General features: G+C 68.8%; 17 protein-coding genes. 11 read left to right on the forward strand and 6 right to left on the reverse strand.

The features are described 5' to 3' along the window. Positions 1 to 259 precede the first annotated feature (259 nt). The 5 genes from Q8L83_RS05940 to Q8L83_RS05960 all read left to right on the forward strand — a co-directional run bounded on the left by Q8L83_RS05940 (position 260) and on the right by Q8L83_RS05960 (position 5049). The gene (locus Q8L83_RS05940) at positions 260 to 1855 is read left to right on the forward strand and encodes a flagellar hook-length control protein FliK (RefSeq protein ID WP_305285369.1); all 1596 of its coding nucleotides are present in this window, start codon (positions 260 to 262) and stop codon (positions 1853 to 1855) included. Between the two features lie 9 nt (positions 1856 to 1864). Further along, positions 1865 to 2608: a flagellar hook assembly protein FlgD gene (locus Q8L83_RS05945; protein ID WP_305285370.1), complete on the forward strand. Its 744-nt coding sequence runs from the start codon at positions 1865 to 1867 to the stop codon at positions 2606 to 2608. Between the two features lie 61 nt (positions 2609 to 2669). After that, a complete protein-coding gene (locus Q8L83_RS05950) occupies positions 2670 to 4055 on the forward strand; it encodes a flagellar hook protein FlgE (protein ID WP_305285371.1) in 1386 nt (461 codons plus the stop codon). Positions 4056 to 4232: 177 nt separating this feature from the next. Next, positions 4233 to 4520 (forward strand): DUF1153 domain-containing protein, encoded by a 288-nt coding sequence (locus Q8L83_RS05955; protein ID WP_305285372.1) that lies wholly within the window; start codon positions 4233 to 4235, stop codon positions 4518 to 4520. A gap of 142 nt (positions 4521 to 4662) precedes the next feature. Beyond that, entirely contained in the window at positions 4663 to 5049 is a 387-nt protein-coding gene (locus Q8L83_RS05960) for a DUF5367 family protein (RefSeq protein ID WP_305285373.1), read from the forward strand. Here the strand turns inward: Q8L83_RS05960 and Q8L83_RS05965 are convergent. Then, a complete protein-coding gene (locus tag Q8L83_RS05965; protein WP_305285374.1) occupies positions 5023 to 5433 on the reverse strand; it encodes a RusA family crossover junction endodeoxyribonuclease in 411 nt (136 codons plus the stop codon). The genes Q8L83_RS05960 and Q8L83_RS05965 overlap by 27 nt on opposite strands. An 84-nt stretch (positions 5434 to 5517) precedes the next feature. Here Q8L83_RS05965 and fumC point away from each other — a divergent pair, with 84 nt between their 5' ends. Further along, positions 5518 to 6909, forward strand: coding sequence for a class II fumarate hydratase (fumC, locus tag Q8L83_RS05970; RefSeq protein ID WP_305285375.1), 1392 nt, complete (start codon positions 5518 to 5520; stop codon positions 6907 to 6909). A 66-nt stretch (positions 6910 to 6975) separates the two neighbouring features. Here fumC and Q8L83_RS05975 read toward each other — a convergent pair whose 3' ends face one another. Together Q8L83_RS05975 and mnmA are read right to left on the reverse strand one after the other, a co-directional pair. Next, a complete protein-coding gene (locus Q8L83_RS05975) occupies positions 6976 to 8166 on the reverse strand; it encodes an acetyl-CoA C-acyltransferase (protein WP_305285376.1) in 1191 nt (396 codons plus the stop codon). A gap of 47 nt (positions 8167 to 8213) precedes the next feature. Further along, positions 8214 to 9407 (reverse strand): tRNA 2-thiouridine(34) synthase MnmA, encoded by a 1194-nt coding sequence (mnmA, locus tag Q8L83_RS05980; RefSeq protein WP_305285377.1) that lies wholly within the window; start codon positions 9405 to 9407, stop codon positions 8214 to 8216. 205 nt (positions 9408 to 9612) lie between these two features. On the opposite strand from mnmA, the gene Q8L83_RS05985 reads away from it, so the two are divergent. From Q8L83_RS05985 to Q8L83_RS06000, 4 genes are all read left to right on the forward strand, one after another. Next, positions 9613 to 9810, forward strand: a complete 198-nt coding sequence (locus tag Q8L83_RS05985; protein ID WP_305285379.1) for a hypothetical protein — start codon at positions 9613 to 9615, stop codon at positions 9808 to 9810. Between the two features lie 166 nt (positions 9811 to 9976). Beyond that, positions 9977 to 11518, forward strand: a complete 1542-nt coding sequence (locus Q8L83_RS05990) for a glucan biosynthesis protein G (protein ID WP_305285380.1) — start codon at positions 9977 to 9979, stop codon at positions 11516 to 11518. Then, positions 11506 to 13524: a glucans biosynthesis glucosyltransferase MdoH gene (gene mdoH, locus Q8L83_RS05995; RefSeq protein ID WP_305285382.1), complete on the forward strand. Its 2019-nt coding sequence runs from the start codon at positions 11506 to 11508 to the stop codon at positions 13522 to 13524. Before Q8L83_RS05990 ends, mdoH begins: the two co-directional genes overlap by 13 nt. After that, on the forward strand, positions 13521 to 13949 hold the full coding sequence (locus tag Q8L83_RS06000; RefSeq protein ID WP_305285384.1) for a GFA family protein: 429 nt from the start codon (positions 13521 to 13523) through the stop codon (positions 13947 to 13949). Before mdoH ends, Q8L83_RS06000 begins: the two co-directional genes overlap by 4 nt. Here Q8L83_RS06000 and Q8L83_RS06005 read toward each other — a convergent pair. Next, positions 13925 to 15070: a phosphatidylinositol-specific phospholipase C1-like protein gene (locus tag Q8L83_RS06005; protein WP_305285385.1), complete on the reverse strand. Its 1146-nt coding sequence runs from the start codon at positions 15068 to 15070 to the stop codon at positions 13925 to 13927. The genes Q8L83_RS06000 and Q8L83_RS06005 overlap by 25 nt on opposite strands. Positions 15071 to 15205: 135 nt before the next feature. Here Q8L83_RS06005 and Q8L83_RS06010 point away from each other — a divergent pair, with 135 nt between their 5' ends. Next, positions 15206 to 16846, forward strand: coding sequence for an EAL domain-containing protein (locus Q8L83_RS06010; RefSeq protein WP_305285386.1), 1641 nt, complete (start codon positions 15206 to 15208; stop codon positions 16844 to 16846). 19 nt (positions 16847 to 16865) lie between these two features. Here Q8L83_RS06010 and Q8L83_RS06015 read toward each other — a convergent pair whose 3' ends face one another. Further along, positions 16866 to 18689 carry a DUF885 family protein gene (locus Q8L83_RS06015; RefSeq protein ID WP_305285388.1) on the reverse strand — a complete coding sequence of 608 codons (1824 nt, stop codon included), beginning with the start codon at positions 18687 to 18689 and terminating at the stop codon, positions 16866 to 16868. Between the two features lie 105 nt (positions 18690 to 18794). Beyond that, on the reverse strand, positions 18795 to 20285 hold the full coding sequence (locus Q8L83_RS06020) for a sodium:alanine symporter family protein (RefSeq protein WP_305285390.1): 1491 nt from the start codon (positions 20283 to 20285) through the stop codon (positions 18795 to 18797). Between the last annotated feature and the right edge of the window lie 8 nt (positions 20286 to 20293).

Genomic DNA, 20293 nt, shown 5'->3' on the forward strand with positions numbered 1-20293 from the left:
CGGAATAGACAACCTGAGGGTCGCAAGTCTGGCGCCAGCCCGCGTCGCCCTGCTCGGTAACCCTTTTGAAAGGCGGCAGACTCGTCCGGGCCACGATCGGTCGACTGGGCAAGTTCCGCCTGCGTCAGCGCGACAGCCGGAACGACGCTCCGGAAATTTATCTCATTTAATCATAGGCTTGGATGGCGGTTCGAAACTGGCGTGAAGGTTGCTGAAGTTGTGTCGAACACCCCGGCGCAGCAGGCGCCCCCCTCTCCCCATGTCCGGCGCAATTGCTTCTGCGCCCAGCCTGCTGGTCCTGATGTCGTTTTCGTTGCCGCTTATCGCCGTTCCGCCCCCCGCCGTCTCCGGAGCCGGCGGCGCGGCTGCGCCCGATGCGTCGGGCCAGGCGGCCTCGGCCTTCAGCACCCTGCTGTCGGCCCTGCTGGGCGACACCCCCGAAGCGCAGGGCCAGGCGCCGGTCGTACCCGGGACCAAGGGCAAGGCCCTCGCTTCGAAAGACACCCCGCAGGGCGAGATCACGCCCCCGGACGACGACGCCGAGGCGATGACCGCCGAGGCCGCCTTGCTGGCGGCGGCGGCCCAGACGCCCGCCCCGCCCGTCCCGATCATGGGTCCAGGCGAGGGGCCAGGCGCCGTCATCGACCCTGCGCTTGCGGGAGTCGCCTCGCCCGCCGAGCCGCAACAGCCTTTGCCCGCTGCGGATGTCGAAGCCGATCTGGCCGCAGCGATAGACGCGCGCCCGGTCGAGACCCCCGACACCGCCCCGCCGGCGGCCGAGACGGCTCCTCAGCGTCCGGTCGCCATGGAGACGGCCGCCGAGGCCGCCCCGCGTCCGGCGCAAGCCACGGACGCGGGGCCGCCCGTCAGCAGCCCCCCCGTTGAACAGGCCGCCCAGGCTGCGGATCGGCGCCCGGCGCCGGCCCCGGCCGCGCCGCCGGTCGTGGCTGAAGCCGCACCTGCCCCGCCACCGGCGGCCCCTGCCGCGGCTCAGGCGAGCGTCACCGCCGCAGCCCAGCCGCTGATGACCGCCGCCGTCGCGGCCTCGGCCACCAGCGTCAAGGCGACCCAGACCACGGAGTCTGTCGAGGGCGCGGCCGCCGAAGACGACGCCCCGGCGCAACCGACCGCGGCCAAGGCTGGCGACGCCAAGCCCAACACCGTTGTCGAGCAGGCCAAGCCGAACGCCTTCACCCTGATCCAGCCCAATCCCGGCCCGGCCGCCCCCAAGCCTGAGGCTACGGCACAGCTGGCCGCGGCGATCGAGCCCGCCGCGGGCGACGCCGCGCCGACCGACGTCGAGACCCTGGACACCTCAGCCCACCTCGACTCCCCCGACCAGTCCAGCGCGTCTACGGCGGCTCACGCCTCGGCGGCCCACCTCGAAGCGCGCGAGGCCGCCCGCGTGGCGGCCACCTCGGCCACGGTGGCCGATCTGGCCGCCCAGGTGTCGCGCAAGCTGCAGGGCCGCAACACCCACTTCGACATTCAGTTGACGCCCGAAGGCCTCGGCCGCGTGGACGTGCGTGTCGATATCGACTCCCAGGGCAAGCTCACCGCGGCCATGGCCTTCGACAATCCCCATGCGGCGGCCGAACTTCGCGGCCGGGCCGGTGATCTGCAGCGGGCCCTGGAACAGGCTGGCTTCGACATCTCCGGCGGCCTGTCCTTCCAGTCGCCGCAGGATGGTCGCGGCGGCGGCCAGTTCGCCGACCAGGCGCCCGACCGGGAGGCCTGGCAGGGCCGCGCTTTCCAGAACGCCCTTGGCGTCGCCGACGAGGCCGAAACCGCCGCGGTCGCCGCCAGACTCTACCAGCAACGCCGGTCACCCACCGGCGTGGACCTCCGGATTTAGAGAACCACCATGGTCGATTCCGTCACCAACCAGAACGCCGCGGCCAACTCCGGGACCAATGCAGGGACCCAGCGGCTGGCCGAGAGCTTTGACACCTTCCTCATCCTGCTGACGACGCAGATGAAGAACCAGGACCCGCTCTCGCCGATGGATTCCGGCGAGTTCACCCAGCAGATCGTGCAGATGACCGGGGTCGAGCAGCAGCTGCTGACCAACGACCTTCTGAAACAGCTGGTGGGTTCGGCCGGCGACGGCGTCGCCGACGCCGTCAGCCTGATCGGCAAGGAGGTTCGGGCGGCGACCGATAAGGCCAACCTGTCCAAGGGCGAAGCCGAGTGGATCTATCGCCTCGACCGCGAGGCGAAGAGCGTCAAGATCGAGGTGCTCGACGACAAGGGCTCCATCGTCCACGTCCAGGCCCTGGAAAATGTCGCGGGCGGCGAGCACGAGTTCAGCTGGAACGGCAAGAACGTCCTGGGCGCCCAGCTGGCCGATGGCGGGGCCTACACCCTGCGCATCACCGCCACCGACTCCGTCGGCGCCACGGTGGGCCACAACACCTTTATCCAGGGCCTGGTTCGCGCCGTCGAGCAGGTTGACGGACAGACCTATGTGACGATCGGGGGCAGCCGCGCCCTCTGGCAGACGATCAGCAGCATCGGCCTGCCGAGCGAGCCGACCGCCAACACCACCCCGACCCCTAATCCCAGCAACGACAGCGAAGACGAAGAGACCCCGGCGCAGGCGGCCTGAGAGCCATCCTGAAAGGGTCCGTCCGAGTCCCCCCCACAACCTCTAGAGAAGGTAAGCCCCCATGAGTATCAACAGCGCCATGCTCGCCGGCGTGTCGGGATTGACCGCCAATTCCTCCGCACTCGCGGCGATCTCCGACAACATCGCCAACATCAACACCGTCGCCTACAAGCGAAACCAGGTGAACTTCGCCAATATCGTCACGGCCCAGGCCGTGACGGGGCGCTACAGCGCCGGCGGCGTCCAGGGCCTGACGCGCCAGTACATCAGCCAGCAGGGCCTGATCCAGAGCGCCAACTCCTCGACGGACCTGGCCATCTCCGGCGACGGCTTCTTCATCGTCACCGAAAAGGGCGCGGGGCTCACCGAAGCCGACAAGCGGGTCTTCACCCGGGCCGGATCGTTCAGCGTCGATTCCGACGGCTACCTGCGCAACGACGCCGGGTTCTATCTGCAGGGCTGGCCGATCGCCGCCGATGGCACCATCAACTACAACCCGTCCGACCTGACCGAGCTCGACTCGATCAACGTCAAGAACCTCGGCTCGGCGGTGCAGGCGACGGCCAATGTCGTCATCAACGCCAATCTGGACAAGCGCCAGACCATCTCGGCGGCCGAAGGCACATACGACGCCGCCACCCGTTCGATGGCCGACTGGGAAGAGAATTCCGATCCCCTGACCGGCACCCAGCCGGACTTCAGCATCGAAATGAACGTGGTCGACACCATGGGCGGCACCCACAAGGTATCGATGAGCTTCCTGCGCTCCTCGGCCAACCCCAATGAGTGGCATGCGGAAATCTTCGCCATCCCTGCGGCCGATGTGACCGGCGGCCCCTCGGGCCAGATCGCTTCGGGCATCGTCATGTTCAACCAGGACGGCACCATCGACCTGGACAACACCACCCTGTTCGGCGCGGCTGGCGCGGCCCCGACCATCAGCCTGGCGGCGTCAGGCACGGCCGGCACGCCGCGCTGGGACGACGGCCTGGGCGTCGGCGCTCAGAACATCACCTTCGACCTGGACAAGCTGACCCAGTACGCCAACGCCTCGACCGTCCGCCTGGTGAACCCCGACGGCGCCACGGTCGGCACGGTGGTCGGCGTCGAGGTCGATGAGGCTGGGGTCGTCTCGGCCATCTTCGACAACAGCCAGGTCCGGCAGATCGCCAAAATCGGGGTCGCCACCTTCGCCAACCCCGATGGGCTGCAGGCCGTCAGCGGCAACTCCTACCGCGCGACCATCGACAGCGGTGAGTATGTGATCAAGCAGGCGGGCCAGGGCGGCGCCGGCGCTATTTCCCCCTCGACCCTCGAAAACTCCACAGTCGACATGTCCGCCGAGTTCACAGGCCTGATCACGACGCAGAAAGCTTATTCCGCCTGCTCGCGCATCATCACCACCGCCGATCAGATGTTGGATGAACTTATCAGTATGCGCCGATAACTTGGAGAGTAACTGGGATTTAGCGAAGGTTAACGCCCACTGAATTCTCTAACTGTATCATTTCAGTACATGGGGGAGTGAATGGTTACTCCGATTTTCACTATCGCGATTCACGAGCTGTTATGTCAGCCGGCCTATTGTCTGCCCCAACGATGATGGTGGGAAAGGCGTAAAGCCATGTTGCAACAACAGCAGACCCGAACGAACAGCCGTGGCGAGCCCTATGTGATCGGTCCGACCGGCGCGCCCCTGACCCTGGCCGATCTGCCGCCGGCCGACACCGGGCGCTGGGTGATCCGGCGCAAGGCCGAAGTGGTCGCCGCGGTCCGCGGCGGCCTGCTCAGCCTGGACGACGCGCTGGCCCGCTACGGTCTGACGTCCGAAGAGTTCCTCGCTTGGCAGAAGTCGATCGATCGCCACGGTCTGGCCGGGCTGCGGACCACACGACTGCAACAGTATCGCTGAACCTGAACTCCCCCCAGGTCGGTTCGCGATAAGACGGCCGCGCCCCGCAAGAGGCGCGGCCGTTTTCTATTGCCCCCTCGTTCGTCGAACATTGGCATGCGATAAGCAGGGCTGGCCACTGAACGGGTTTTGGGGGGATCAGGTGTCAAAAGAGGACAGTCTGTGGTTCGCGCTCGCCGGGACGGTGGTCTGGGCGGCGGCGACTCTGTTCTATGCGGCTTTCGCCGGCGGCCTGATCGAACGGGCCTTCTGGTTCTACGCGCTCAACGCCGCCCTGGCGGCCAGCGCGCTGGCCTTCGTCTTCCACCTCACCGCCCGGCTGAGACGGATTGCGCGCCGCAACTGGCTGGCGGCGGCGGCGACGTTCAGCGCGCCCGGCCTGGTCGGCGCCGGCGTGGTGATGATCCTGTTCGAAAGCCTCATGCCCGGCCTGCCGCCCGAAAGCCTCGGCCGCTACGGCGCCTTTGTGGCCGTCGCCTATGTGGTGGTCGCCACGCTCGCCCTAGAGCGGCCCGCCAAGTCCGCTTGACGGCGCAGGCGTGCTGGCGGCGAAGGCGTCGGAGAGACGCCGCACCTGGACGATGATCCGTTCCCGCTCGCCGGCCCGGCGCTCCACCAGCAACCGCGCCACCTGGGCGTCGTCATGGAAGGCGTAGCCCTTGATGGCGTCGAGGATCGCCTTGGCCAGGTTGTCGAGATCGAGCCACGGCGGATCGCCGACATATTCCATGGTGATCTCGACCGCATACTCGCCCCAGGCCGGCCGGCCGCCGCGCCAGGCCTTGCGAAAGAACTCATAGATCAGGGGCTTGTAGTACTTGGCCTGGGTGGTCAGCCCGTCGACGACCACGTCCATGGCGCCCTCGCCCTCCCGGGCGCGCACCTTACCGTGGTGGGTCCAGCCATCGTTCATGCCCCTCTCTAGCCTGCAGACGCTTTGCAGTCTCGCCCGGCCTCGCTAAACCGACGCGACACCCAGTTGCTGGAGGCTTCCCCGATGACCGCGACCCGCACCGAATCCGACACCTTCGGCCCCATCGAGGTGCCCACCGACCGCTACTGGGGCGCCCAGTCGCAGCGCAGCATCGGCAACTTCAAGATCGGTTGGGAAAAGCAGCCCCAGCCGATGATCCGCGCGCTGGGCGTGGTCAAGCGGGCCGCAGCCGAGGCCAATATGGAGTTGGGCCGGCTGGACCCGAAGATCGGCGCGGCCATCGTCCAGGCCGCCCAGGAGGTCATTGACGGCAAGCTCGACGACCACTTCCCCCTGGTGGTCTGGCAGACCGGCTCGGGCACCCAGTCGAACATGAACGCCAATGAGGTGATCTCGAACCGCGCCATCGAAGTCCTCGGCGGGGTGATGGGCTCCAAGTCGCCGGTCCATCCCAACGACCACGTGAACATGAGCCAGTCGTCCAACGACACCTATCCGACGGCCATGCACATCGCCTGCGCCGAACAGGTGGCCCGCGAGCTGATGCCCGCTCTGGAGCACCTGCACGTGGCGCTCAAGGCCAAGACCGAGGCCTTCAATCACATCATCAAGATCGGCCGCACCCATACCCAGGACGCCACCCCCCTGACGCTCGGCCAGGAGTTCTCCGGCTACGCCCATCAGGTCTCCAGCGGCGTACGGCGGCTGAAGGAAAGCCTCTATGGTCTCTATGAGCTGGCCCAGGGCGGCACCGCCGTCGGCACCGGCCTGAACGCGCCGGTGGGCTTCGCCGAGAAGGTGGCCGAGAAGATCGCCGCCATCACCGGCCTGCCCTTCATCACCGCGCCCAACAAGTTCGAAGCCCTCGCCGCCCATGACGCCATGGTCTACAGCCACGGCGCGATCAACACGGTGGCCGGCTCCCTGTTCAAGATCGCCAACGACATCCGCTTCCTGGGCTCCGGCCCCCGTTCGGGCCTCGGCGAGCTGTCCCTGCCGGAGAACGAGCCCGGCTCCTCGATCATGCCGGGCAAGGTGAACCCCACCCAGTGCGAGGCCCTGACCATGGTCTGCGCTCAGGTGTTCGGGAACCAGTCGACCATGACCTTCGCCGGCGCCTCAGGTCACTTCGAGCTGAACGTGTTCAATCCGGTCATGGCCTACAACTTCCTGCAGTCGTGCAAGCTGCTGAGCGATGCGGCCATCTCGTTCACCGACAACTGCGTGGCCGGCATCGAGGCCCGCGAGGACAACATCAAGGCCGCCCTCGAGCGCTCCCTGATGCTGGTCACCGCGCTGGCGCCGAAGATCGGCTACGACAACGCCGCCAAGATCGCCAAGACCGCGCACAAGAATGGCACCACCCTGCGCGACGAAGCCGTGGGCGGCGGCTATGTGACCAACGAGGAGTTCGACGAGGTCGTGCGCCCGGAGAAGATGATCTCGCCGGGCTGATCTCAAGAGCCTTTAGATGGCGCGCGTTTTGATCCGATAACCGGTTTCCACTTATCGGAACGCGCTTCAGACGAGTTCCACCGCCACCGCCGTGGCCGCGCCGCCGCCGCTACACAGGCGGGCGAGGCCGCGCCGACCGCCGCGCGCCTGCAGGGCCGCGATCAGGGTGGCCAGGATCCGCGCGCCCGACGCGCCGATCGGATGGCCCAGCGCGCAGGCGCCGCCATTGACGTTCAGCTTCTCGCGGGGAATGGCCAGCTCGCGCTCGGCGATCATGGCCACGACGGCGAAGGCTTCGTTCACCTCAAACAGATCGACCTCGTCCAGGCTCCAGCCGGCCTTGGCCAGGGCCTTGCGCATGGCCGGAACCGGGGCCGTGGTGAACTGGCCCGGCTCATGGGCGTGGGCGGCGTGGGCTGTGATGCGCGCCACCACCGGCAGGCCAAGCCTCTCGGCCACCGAGGCTCGGGTCAGCACCAGGGCCGCAGCCCCGTCGCTGATCGAACTGGCGTTGGCCGCGGTGATCGCCCCGTCCTTGGCGAAGGCGGGCTTCAGGGTCGGGATCTTGGCCGGGTCGGCCTTCAGCGGCTGTTCGTCGGTCGCGATGGTTTCGGCGCCCTTGCGGCTGGCGACCTCAACCGGAACGATCTCGCCTTCGAAGGCGCCGGTCTCCGTGGCGGCCCGCGCACGGGCGAGGCTCAGAATCGCAAACTCGTCCATGGCCTCGCGGGTGAACTGGTAGGCCCGCGCGGTCTCCTCGGCGAAAGACCCCATCAGCCGTCCGGGCTCATAGGCGTCCTCCAGACCGTCGAGGTACATGTGGTCGAAGGCCGTATCGTGACCGATCCGCGCGCCTGCCCGATGCTTGGCCAGCAGGTAGGGGGCGTTCGACATGCTCTCCATGCCGCCGGCGACGATGATGTCGGCCGATCCAGCCATCAGGGCGTCATGGGCCATGATGGCGGCCTGCATGCCTGAGCCACACATCTTGTTGACGGTGGTCGCCTGCACCGAGCGGGGAAGGCCGGCGCCCAGGGCCGCCTGCCGGGCTGGCGCCTGACCGAGGCCCGCCGGCAGCACACAGCCCATGAAGATCTGCTCCACCGCCTCGGGCGAGACGCCGGCCCGTTCGACGGCGGCGCGAACGGCCGCGGCGCCAAGCTCCGTGGCTTTCAGCGAAGAGAGCGCGCCCTGGAAGCTGCCCATGGGCGTGCGGGCGAAGGCGGCGATGACGACGGGATCGGCGGCTTGGGTCATGGACCCAGATATAGGCCGGGCGGGCGTCAGGCTCCAGCCGGCGGCGCCTACGCCGGGACAGCCGCCCGCGTGCCGGCGATGAAGCCGCCGCCGAGCACCCGATCGGGATCTTCCGGCGCATAGAGCACGCAGGCCTGGCCGGGCGCGACGCCCTCTTCGGCGCCGTCCAACTCCACGCCAGGTTCGCCCTCGACCCAGGCCATGCGGCCAGCCACCGGCTCGCGGGTCGAGCGGACCCGGGCCAGCACCGGCCGGCCCTCGTCGCAGGCGGCTTCGAAACTGGCGGACTCGCCCAGCCAGTTGGTTTCCTTCAGCCGCAGGGCCGCCGTCATCAGGGCTTCGCGCGGTCCGACGATCACCTGGCGGGCGGCCGCGTCGATCTTCACCACGAACAGAGGATCGCCCACGGCCACGTTCAGACCGCGGCGCTGGCCGATCGTATAGCGGGTCACGCCGTCGTGCCGGCCCAGCACCCGGCCGTCCATGTGGACGATGTCGCCAGGCTCGGCGCCATGGGGGCGCAGGCGGTCGATGACCGTGGTGTAGCGGCCTTCGGGCACGAAGCAGATGTCCTGGCTGTCGGGCTTGTCGGCGATGGCCAGGCCAAGTTCGGCCGCCACGCGGCGCACCTCGCTCTTGGGCAGGCCGCCCAGGGGGAAGCGGAGGAAGTCCAGCTGCTCGGCCGTGGTGGCGAACAGGAAGTAGCTCTGATCCCGCGTCGCATCGACCGCGCGCAGCAGGTGGGGCCGGTTGCCGCCCGAGGCGCGGCGCACATAGTGGCCGGTTGCCAGGGCCTCGGCGCCCAGGTCGCGGGCCACGTCCAGCAGGTCGCGGAACTTGACCGTCTGGTTGCAACGCACGCAGGGGATCGGCGTCTCGCCCCTCAGATAGGCGTCGGCAAAGTCCTCAATCACCTCCTGGCGAAAGCGGCTTTCATAGTCGAGGACATAGTGCGGTATGCCGATGGCCTCGGCCGCGGTGCGGGCGTCGTGAATGTCCTGGCCCGCGCAGCAGGCGCCCTTCTTGGCCAGGGCCTGGCCGTGATCATAGAGCTGCAGGGTGACGCCGACCACGTCATAGCCGGCGCGGGCCAGCAGGGCCGCCGTCACGGTGGAGTCTACGCCGCCGGACATGGCCGTCACCACCCGGGCGCCCAGCGGAAGGCCGACTGCGGCGCGCGCGGCTTCGACCGCGGCGTCTGCGGTGGCGGAGCTCGGCGAGGACAGGGTGTGGGCGCTCATGGCGCCTATTTAGCGACTGCCCGGCTCATTTGCGAGGTGCGCGGCGGCGCGTAGTCCCTTCGAGTCTTCGATCGATGTAACTTGAGAGTTGATTGGTCAACCGGACAGCTCTGCCATAGGTTGCAGGCATCGTCGGCGAGTAACCCCAAGGGCCGGTGATCGAGAGACGTTCGGTGCTCCCGCTTTCCTTTTGCGAGCGAGCGATATGCAGCGGTACAGACTTTATGTCGTCACGGCGGGGGAAGACATCTTCCGCACCCTTGAGCACGATTATCCCAGTGATCACGAGGCTTTGGCGCAAGCCGCCCGCCTCCGGACCGACGATCACGCCGTCGAGGTGTGGACCGGCGAACGGCTCGTGGCCCGGCTGGGCGAAGATTTCGATTTCGGCGGCCACGCCTAAGACGTACGCAAGCGGCGCCCGGCGCCGCGCCAGCGCCCCGCGATCGACGCTTCCGGCCCACTTTAGGGTCGCCGCCTGGGAGCCTAGCTTTGCTTCGCGCCTTTGTTTGGCCAAAGCCCTGCTTAAGTAAGGCGCGGACACCAACGGCAAGGGAGCCTGAGCCGGCGTGAGTTCCGGAACGACCAACACCTTCGCAGGCGGCCCGAACCGCCGCGACCTCATGGTTGGGGGCGCAGGCCTGATGCTGGCCGCCGCGGCCCCGAAGACCTTCGGGTTCGACGATGTCGGCCTCATGGCCCGCGACCTGGCGGCCAGGCCCTATGCGCCGCCCGACACGACCCTCCCAGATCAGCTCGGCGCCCTGACCTACGACACCTACCGGCAGCTGGGTTTCCATGACAGCCAGGGCCTGTGGGCCGACCAGCGCCTCCCCTTCCAGGCGCAGTTCTTCCATCGCGGCGGCCGTTTCCTCGAAAAGGTCGAGATCTTCGAAGTGGCCGACGGGCGTGCGCGCCCGGTGGCCTACGATCCGGCCATGTTCCGCTATGGCCGAGGACCGCTGAGCGATCTCGTCACCGTGGAAGACCCGACCCTGGGCTTCGCGGGCCTGCGCCTGCTCCATCCTTTGAACAGCGCCGACAAGTTCGACGAGACCGTCGCCTTTCTGGGGGCCAGCTATTTCCGCGCCGTGGCCCGGGGCGGGGTCTATGGCGCCTCGGCGCGGGGCCTAGCGATCGGCGCTGGCGAGCCGGCCGAGGAGTTTCCCCGCTTCCGCACCTTCTGGCTGGTGCGCCCGGGCCGCCGAGACCGCAGCCTGACCCTCTATGCTCTGATGGACAGCCCCAGCCTGGCCGGCGCCTATCGGTTCGTGATCACGCCGGGCGCGCCGACCGTGACCGAAGTTCAGGCCGAACTGCACCCTCGCACTGAGACGCCTCGCGTGGGTTTCGCGCCGCTGACCAGCATGTTCCTGTTCGATCCGCAGACGGCCCGGCGGTACGACGACTATCGGCCGCGGGTGCATGACTCCGACAGTCTCATCATCGCCAATGGGGCCGGCGAGCGGCTCTGGCGGCCCCTGTCCAACCCGACGACGCTTCAGGCGAGCGGCTTTGCCGACAATAGGCCTCAGGGATTTGGCCTCGCCCAGCGCGCCCAAGGGTTCGCCGCCTATCAGGATCTGGAGGCGCGCTACGACCAGCGGCCCAGCATGTGGGTCGAGCCCCTGGACGACTGGGGACCTGGGCAGGTCCGGCTTGTGGAGTTGCCGACGCCTGACGAGACCGAGGACAATATCGTGGCGGAGTGGCGCTCGCCGACGCCTCTTGCCCCCGGCCGTCCGCACCGCTTTGGCTATCGCCTGCACTGGGGTGGCGAACCAGCCCCCGCCGCCAAGCTCGCGCGCGCCCGGCAGTGGCGGGAGTCGGCCCTCGAAAGCTGGCACCATGACGACCCCGAGAATGCCGGCTGGCGGCGGGTGCTGATCGACTTTGACCCCACAGGCAGCGATGTCACGCCTGAGGCCAGGATCGATCTGGGAGACGTTCGCGTCAGACATGTGGTGGTCAAGCCCAACACCGCCGCTGGCGGCTGGCGGCTGACCTTCGAGTTCCATCCGGCCCAGGCCCGGGAGATCGAGCAACGGGCCGTGCTGGTGAACGCCAGCGGTCCGTGCAGCGAAGTCTGGGTGCGTCGATGGTTGGCCTGAGCCGCGCCATGGGGCCGGCGACCCGCCGCCGTCGCCGGAAACTGCGGCCCTCGCGCCTGAAGGTCGCCCCCCAGGCCGCCGCCCCAGTATCGCAGCGGCCCCGCGCCCCCTATCCGGCGCTGCGCTCCCTGCCCGATCCGGCGCCCTTGGACATGCCCGAACAGCGCCTGTACAAGGGGCCCAACCGGCTCACGCCGATCCTGGATGTGGGCCTGCGCCGCGTCCTGCTGATCGGCCTGACCCTGGCCATGACCGCGGCGGCGGGTCTGCGGATGGCCGAGATCCTGGCCCCCGGCGGCCTGGGACTGGCCGATCTCGGCATGCTCGCCCTGTTCTGCATTCTGTTCGCCTGGATCGCCTTCGCCTTCCTGAGCGGGGCGGCGGGCCTCCTGCTCAGCTGGAGGGCGGCCGGCGAGCGTTGGCGACCGCGCCCCGTCATCCTGACCCGCACCGCCCTGCTGGCGCCTGTCTATAACGAGGATCCCGACCGCGTCCTGGCGGGCTTGGAGGCGATCTATGAGGATCTCGTCGCCTGCGGCGTGGCCGAGCTCTATGACATCTTCGTCCTGTCCGACACCCGCGACCCTGACATCGCCCGGGCCGAGGCCACCGGCGTCCTGCGCCTGCGCGCCCGCACAGGGGCGCCTGACCGGTTCTTCTACCGCCGCCGGGCGCTGAACTGCGACCGCAAGGCCGGCAACATCGCCGAGTGGGTCACCTCCTGCGGGGCCGACTACCAGGGCATGGTCATTCTCGACGCCGACAGCCTGATGAGCGGCGACACCCTGGTCCGCCTGACTAGCGCCCTGGAGCATGACCCCAAGGCCGGCCTCATCCAGACCCTGCCCACCATCATCAACGGCTCGACCCTGTTCGCCCGCATGCAGCAGTTCGCCGGGCGTCTCTATGGCCCCATGGTGGCCAGGGGCCAGGCCTGGTGGTCCGGCGCGGAAGGCAATTACTGGGGCCACAACGCCATCATCCGCACCCAGGCCTTCGCCGCCTGCGCAGGTCTGCCGCATATTCGGGGCGGCAAGCCCTTCGGGGGTCACATCCTGAGCCACGATTTCGTCGAGGCCGCCCTGCTTCGCCGCGGCGGCTGGGCGGTGCGGATGGCCGCCCATCTGGACGGCTCGTACGAGGAGGCGCCGCCCTCCCTGGTGGACATGGCCGTGCGCGATCGCCGCTGGTGCCAGGGGAATCTGCAGCATTCGGCCGTATTGCCGGCCAAGGGCCTGCACTGGGTCAGCCGGCTGCACATGGTCCGGGGCATCCTGTCCTACGCCACCTCGCCCCTCTGGCTGGGATTCCTGATCCTGGGCGGGATTGTCTGGGCCAACCAGCGCCACGCCCCGGGCGCCGATCCCTCTGCGGCGCTCGCCCTGTTCGGCGTCACCATGGCGATGCTGATGGCGCCCAAGGCCATGGCGGCGGCGATGGCCCTCAGTCAGGCCGGCGCCCGTCGCGCCTATGGCGGCGCCCTGAGGCTCGTGGCGGGCGTGGTCGCAGAGCTCATCCTGTCATCGCTGATGGCGGCGTCCATGATGCTGATGCAGAGCCGGGCGGTGATCGACGTCCTGCTGGGTCGCGACTCCGGCTGGAACGCCCAGACCCGCGATGACCCCCAGATCTCCCTGGCCGACGCCTGGCGGCGGCATCGGCGGCACACGGCCGTGGGCGTCGCCTGGGTGGCGCTGGCCGGCGCCCTCGATCCCATGCTGCTGGCCTGGACCAGCCCCCTGGCCCTGGGCCTGGTGTTCTCGGCCCCCCTGACGGTCTGGACATCGCGCGCCGTCGGCGCCGGTCGCAGCGGGCTCTTTCGAACGCCGGAAGACACTGCGCCCCCTCGGGTGATTTCCCGTGCAACGGCCCTTCGCCTGCGGCAAGACGGGGAGCGAGCGGCGCGGCTGGAGATCGATCGGCTGATGGTCGATCCCGTGCCCCCCTATGCGCCCGCCATCGTGCGGGTCGAAACCCCGCGCCAGGAGGCCGACGTCATCTCATGAGCCAGAGCCAGACCTCGGAGATCGTTCACCTGGGCGGTTGCCTGTGCGGCGGCGTCCGCTACGAGCTGGCGGGACCGCTGGCCGATATTCAGCTCTGCCATTGCAGCCTTTGCCGCAAAGCCCAGGGATCGGCGTTTGCGGCCAATATCCCGGTCGATCAGGACAAGCTGCGCCTGACCTCCGGCGAAGAGCTGCTGAGCCGGTTCGAGTCCTCCCCTGGAAAGGTTCGGACCTTCTGCGGGCGCTGTGGCTCGCCGCTGATGAGCCAGGCGGTCGCCGTGCCCGGCGTCGTCCGGCTACGGGCCGGCAGCCTGGATGCGCCCACCGGCGCCCGCCTCGGCTTTCACATCTTCGCCGACTCCCACGCCGACTGGTGGCCGCTGGACGACAAGCTGCCCCGTTATTCCGAACGCCCGCCGGCCTGAGCAGGATCGTCGGCAGCCGCGACCAGACCCTGGCGCGGATTGAGCCGCGCCGCCGCGCCATGCGGCAGGGCGACCTGGAAATCGCTGAAGCGGCGATCCGGCGTCATGTAGTCGGTGGACACATATTGCGCGCCGGAGGCGAAGGCGGCCTCACGCCGCGCCGGATCATTCTGGCGCGCCTCGAGCGTATCGGCGTCGGCCCGGGTGCGGACGATCAGGCCCGCGGCGATGGCCGCCTCGATCCGCTCAGCCTGTTCGAGCGGGGAATTGAGGGTGATATAGGCCGCAGCGTCCTCGTCTTCCTCGATGTTCACGAACAGCACCCGGCCCTCCAGCGAGGCCCGCGCGCCGCGATAGAGATCGACCTGCGCCCGCGGCGCGTCCAGGGCGAACATCACCTTGCCGCGGGCCTCGCCCAGGTTGGGCCAGCCCCCGGCCGCCACGGCGGCGCGCAGGGTCGCGGCCTCGCCACGGACCAGATCCGGCGTGATCAGGGCCTCTGGCGGAAAGACGCTACGGATCTCGGCGTCGACCAGGTCCATGGCCGCGGCGTCAAAGGGGGCCGGCGTCACCGCGCCGGGCGCCGGCAGGGCCGCGCCCTCTTTCAGGTTCATCAGGATCAGCAGCGGCGCGTGGTCGGGATTGGCCCGCGACCAGGCCGCCACCTGAGCCAGGCATTCGACGAACAGCGGACACGAGCTGCGGTAGTCCACATCCTGCACATGCAGCACCTTCAGGCCCGGCCGCCGGAGCGGCGCCAGGTCATAGGCCTCGGCCGCGGGAACCAGTCGCCGGGCCAGGGGCGAAGCATAAAGCCCCGGTTCCGGGTCGTTCAGCACGTCGATCTCCAACTGCCGCGCGCCAGCCTCAAGCTGGTCAGTCAGGGGCGCGTGGGCGTAGTCGAGGCTGCGCGCCATGTCCGGCGCCATGGCGCTGAGCATGGCCATCTCCGCCGCCGGGATGGCCAGCTTGTAGGAGTTGTGTGTGCCCACCGCCTGGATGGCGTTCATCGGCAGGACGTCCACGACGGCGCGCGTGCAGCCGTCACGGCCGTGGGGCGCCTCCAGATCGCAGTCTGCGGGCAGGGACAGGGCGGCGGCGAGGATAAGGGCGGTGATCATGGGCGGGGAATATCTCATCCAGGCGTCGGTTGGATGACGGCCAAGCCTGCGCCAACTTGCCGCAAGATGTGGGCGAGCGCCATTACGCCACATTAAGCCTGGCTGTGCACGGTGAGGCCAGATCCGGAGCGCCCTGTGCCACTGACCCCCAAACGCCTGCTGGGATTCGCCTTCGCATCAGCCGACCTGCTGATCGAGGTCTCGGCCAGGGGTCAGATCTCCATCGCCCTGGGCGCCGGTGAGGCGCTCGCAGGCTCCGCAGACCGCGCCCTGGAAGGGGCTCAGCTGGCGGATTTCGTCGCTGCGGAGGACCGCCAACTCGTTTCGGTCCTGCTCGACGGCCTTGAAGAGGGGCGGCGCGCGGGGCCCGTGGTGGTGCGCCTGCACAGCCAGAGCGGCGAGAATGATCGCGCGGCGAGTCTCTCGGCCTTTCGACTGCCTGGCAACGGTGGGGCGACCTCATGCGTCCTGTCCCGGGCGAGCGCGCCGCGGGCGCCGGGGCCGCACGGCCTGCATGATCGCGCCACCTTCGAAACCGCCGCCGTCGCGCTTCTGGCCCATGCCCACGAGCGGGGCCTCGACATCGAGCTGGCGATGATCGAACTGGCCGGCTTTGAGGCCGTGGCCGCCCAGGCCGGCGAGCCGGAGGCCTCGGACATGCGCGCCCGCCTGGCGGCGGTGATGCGCGCCGAGTCCTATGCCGGCGCTTCGGTCGCCCAACTGGGGGAGGACCGCTTCGCCCTGCTGCGGGAAGAAGGCGAGAGCGCCCAGGACCTGTCGCGCAGGGTTCACCGGCTGCTGGCCCTGAGGGCGGACCAGGACGTCCGCCCGGTGATCCAGGCCCTGGGGGCCGGCGCCGACATGCCGGCCGACCAGATGCTGAAGGCCATTCGCTATGCGGTGGACCTGTTCCTGCGCGACGGTCGCCATTGGTCGCCGCCCTCCACCCTCGGGGAGGCCTTCCAGCTGTCGGTGGCCCAGACCCTGGCCCGCGTCGGCGCCCTGGGGCGGCGGGTGGAGGCCAAGGACTTCGCCCTTTTCTACCAGCCGGTGGTCAGCCTGGACGGGCCGCCGCAGCTGCACCACCACGAAGCCCTGATCCGCTTTGGCGACCAGGGCGCGCCCTTCCCCATGATCCGCATGGCCGAGGAGATGGACCTGGTCTGCGCGCTGGACGCCGCCGTGGTGGACAAGGCCCTGGAAAAGCTCGCCCGCACGCCCGGCCTCACCCTGGCGGTGAACATGTCTGGCCGGTCGGTCAGCAAGGACGCCTTCGTCAGTCAGATCAAGAGCCGCATCGCCAGCTACCCCGAGCTCCGGGGCCGTCTGATGTTCGAGCTGACCGAGAGTGCGGCTGTGGCCGATCTCGATGCCGCAGACCGCCGGCTCCAGACTCTGCGCGCCCTGGGCTGTGACATCTGCCTGGACGATTTCGGGGCGGGGGCGAGCTCACTCGCCTATCTCCAGCGCCTGCATGTCGATGTGGTGAAGATCGATGGGGCCTTCATCCGGGAGCTGGAGCATGACAGCCGTGGCGCGGCCTTCATCGGCCAGCTGGCGCGCATGTGCGGCGAGATGAAGATCGCGACCCTGGCCGAAATGGTGGAGACCCAGCTGATCGAGGATGTGGTCCGCAAGGCCGGCGTCCAGATGGCCCAGGGCTGGCTCTATGGGGCGGCGCAGAAAGAGCCCGCCCTCGTCCCGGCTCTGCAGTCATCGCCGCCGCCGACCGCCGCCCCGGCGCGACGCCGGGGGGCGGTGGACAGCTGGGGCTAGAGCGCCAGAGGCCGGGAAGTCAGACCCGGCGCGCCGCGATGTGGTTGTCGATCACCGCTTCCAGCACGGTCAGCGGCATGGCGCCGGAGAGCAGTCCAGCGTCATGGAAGGCGCTGAGATTGAACTGATCGCCCAGCTCCGTACGGGCCTTTTCGCGGAGCCGCAGCCAGGTGAGCTTGCCGACCATGTAGCTGCAGGCCTGGGCCGGCCACACGCAATAGCGCTCGATCTCGGTGGTCGAGGACGAGGTGGGCGAACCATCGATCGACGACATGGTCTCGATGGCCTTTTCGCGGCTCCAGCGCTTGGCGTGCATGCCGGTGTCGACCACGAGGCGCGCGGCGCGGAACAGGGCCGCCTGCAGATAGCCGAGCTCGCCCAGCGGGTTGTCCTCATAGACCCCCATCTCCTTGGCCAGCTCCTCGGCATAGAGCGCCCAGCCCTCGCCATAGGCCGACAGGAAGGTGGCCCGGCGGATCATCGGCAGGTCGGCCTCCTGTTGCAGGGCCAGCTGCATGTGATGGCCCGGCACGGCCTCGTGATAGGTCAGGGTCGGCAGGGTCCAGGTGGGATTTTCGGCGGAATCCCGCAGGTTGATCCAGAAAATGCCCGGCCGTGAGCCGTCCAGGGTCGGCTGGTTGTAGTAGCCCCCCGGCGCGCCGGCCTCGATGAACTTGGGCACCCGGCGGACCTCGACCGGGGCCTTGGGCAGGGTCCCGAAGTACTCCGGCAGGCGCTTGTACATGGCCTCGGTCATGACATTGAGGGACTCGATCAGCTCCTCCTTGCCCGCGTCGGTATTGGCGAAGTGGTGCTTCGGCTCCTTGAACAGGGCGGCGATCCGCTCGCCCACCGAACCCTGGCTATAGCCCTCCGCCTTGAGGATGACGTCGGCCCGGGCCGACAGCTGCCGGGCCTGCTCCAGGCCCATCTGGTGGACCTCTTCGGCGGTGAGCGTCGTGGTCGTCGAAGCGCGCAGGGCGTGCTCGTAATAGGCCTCGCCATCGGGCAGGCGCCAGACGCCGGCGTCATGGACAGCCCGGGGCGCAAGCTCGCCCATCAGGGCGATCTGGCGTTCGAGGGCCGGCAGGACCTTGTCGGCATAGATCGCCTGGGCCTGACCGGCATAGTCGCCGGCGATGCCCTTTTCCGCCGCGCGCTCGGCCACCGAGGTGACCAGGGGCGACTGGCCAGGCTCTGCGCGCAGGCCGCTCATCTGGGTCAGGGTGCGCTCGATCACGAAGTCCGGCGGGATCACGCCGAGATCGACATCGCGGCGCACCCGCTCGATCTCCTGGTCCATCACCGTGGCGAAGGCCTCCAGACGCGAGAGATAGGCGTCGGCGTCGGCCTTGGTCTCGATGACGTGCTGGGAGCCCAGGAAGTCGGGCACGCTCTGATAGGCGCCCGTGAGCTGCGAGATCACATAGGGCTGGCCGGCGCCCTCATCCCCGTAGACGAAGCTGCGATTGGCGGCATCGTCGGTCTCCAGGACAAACAGCACCGCGTCATAGTTGACGGCGTCCATGCCGGTCAGGCCGCCGCGGGGGATGGCTTTCAGGCGGGCCAGCTGGTCGGCGGTCTTGGCGCGTTCGGCGGCGAGCGCCGCCGTCGAGGCCGGGCTGAGCTGGCTCTTGGCCGCGGCGCGCGGGCCGGAATCGAGGCCCAGCCGGGTGACCAGCTCAGGAACGTCGTTGAGGGCCTCCTCGTAGAAGGCCTCCAGCAGGGCGTCGAGCCGGACGTCGGCGGCGGTCTGGGCGAAGGCGGTGGAGACGCGACCTGCGCCGCCGGCCAGGGCCAGGGCGCCGGCGGCGGTGAAGAGCATTTGGCGACGGGTCTGCAAGGCGGACTCCTCTTTCGGGACTGTTACCTGTGTTACCGGCCACGCTACGGCGCGTGACCGGTCAGGAAAACCCGAAAGGCGCGGCCAGCCTTGTAAAAAACGCCGTCAGTCGTGGTCCTTGCCAGCCTTCCTGTCGCCGCGCGCGAGCTTGAAGACCACGCCCGACAGCAGGGCGAGCGCCACAAGGTTGGGCAGGGCCATGCTGGCGTTGGCGATGTCTCCCATCCGCCAGACGAAGGTGATCTCCTGGAACGACCCGACGAAGATCATCAGCACCCACAGCAGGCGGAACGGAATGGCCAGCTTCGGGCCAAACAGATGGGTGACGGCGCGCTCGCCGTAATAGCTCCAGGTCAGCAGCGTGGTGAAGACGAACAGGATCAGCGCCACCGAGGCGATCAGCGACCCGATCGGGAAGCCGAAGACCGGCAGCGGGAAGGCCGCGGCATAGGCCGCCTCGGTCATGGCGAAGCCGTTCAGGTCCGAGGACCAGGCATGCTCCTGCATCACCGTCACCCCATCGGCGCCGGTGGCGGGGAAGGCGCCCTGGACGGTCAGCAGGACGAGGCCCGTGGCCGTGCAGATGATGATGGTGTCGATGAAGGTGCCCATCATGGCGAAGCGACCCTGGCGGGCGGGGTCGTCGGTCTGGGCCACAGCGTGGGCGATGGCGGTGGAGCCCTGGCCAGCCTCGTTGGAGAACAGGCCGCGGGCCACGCCCGAACGGATGGCGACGATCATGCCCGCGCCCAGGAAGCCGCCGACGGCGGCGTGGCCCGTAAATGCGCTCTCGAAAATGGTGGCGAAGGCGCCCGGCAGGTCCTCGATGTTTATGATCAGGGCGATCACCGCCATGGTGATGTAGGCGAGGGCCATGGCCGGCACGACCTTTTCAGCGATGGCGCCGATCGACTTGATGCCGCCGATGATCACCGCGAACACCGCGCCCGCGACGATCAGGCCCGCCAGCCATTCCGGCGCGCCGGTCAGGCCGTGGATCGAGTCGGCCACGGAATTGGCCTGGATCATGTTGCCGGTGGTGATCGAGGAGAACAGGGTGCCGATGCAGAAGAGCACGGCCAGCCAGCCCCACTTCTTGCCCAGGCCGCGGCGGATATAGGTCATGGGGCCACCGCGGTAGTGGCCGTCTGGCCCCTGCTCGCGGAAACGGATGGCCAGCGAACCCTCGGCGAAGGCCAGCGCCATGCCGATCAGGGCGGTGATCCACATCCAGAAGAGGGCGCCCGGACCGCCCAGCGTGATGGCGGTGGCCACGCCGGCCAGATTGCCAGTGCCGACCTGGCCTGACAGGGCGGTGGAGAGGGCGGCGAAGGGCGAGATCTCGCCCTTCTTGCCGTCGCCTTCGGCGTCAGCCTGCTTTTCGCTCTTGAACAGGCCGACAAAGGCCGACCCGAGGTTGAGGATCGGATAGAAACGCAGGCCGATCATCATCCACAGGCCGACACCCAGCAGGGCGATGACCATGGGCGGGAAAGGAATGACCGAGACCCCGTTCCAGGTGCCCCCCCAGATGAAGTCGCTGACATTAGTCACGTGGGCGTAGAAGGCCTCAACGGCGCTGGTCTCTTCCGGCATGAATGTCC

Origin of the sequence: Phenylobacterium sp. (assembly GCF_030680185.1) — a bacterium.
In the GTDB taxonomy this organism is placed as follows: domain Bacteria; phylum Pseudomonadota; class Alphaproteobacteria; order Caulobacterales; family Caulobacteraceae; genus Phenylobacterium.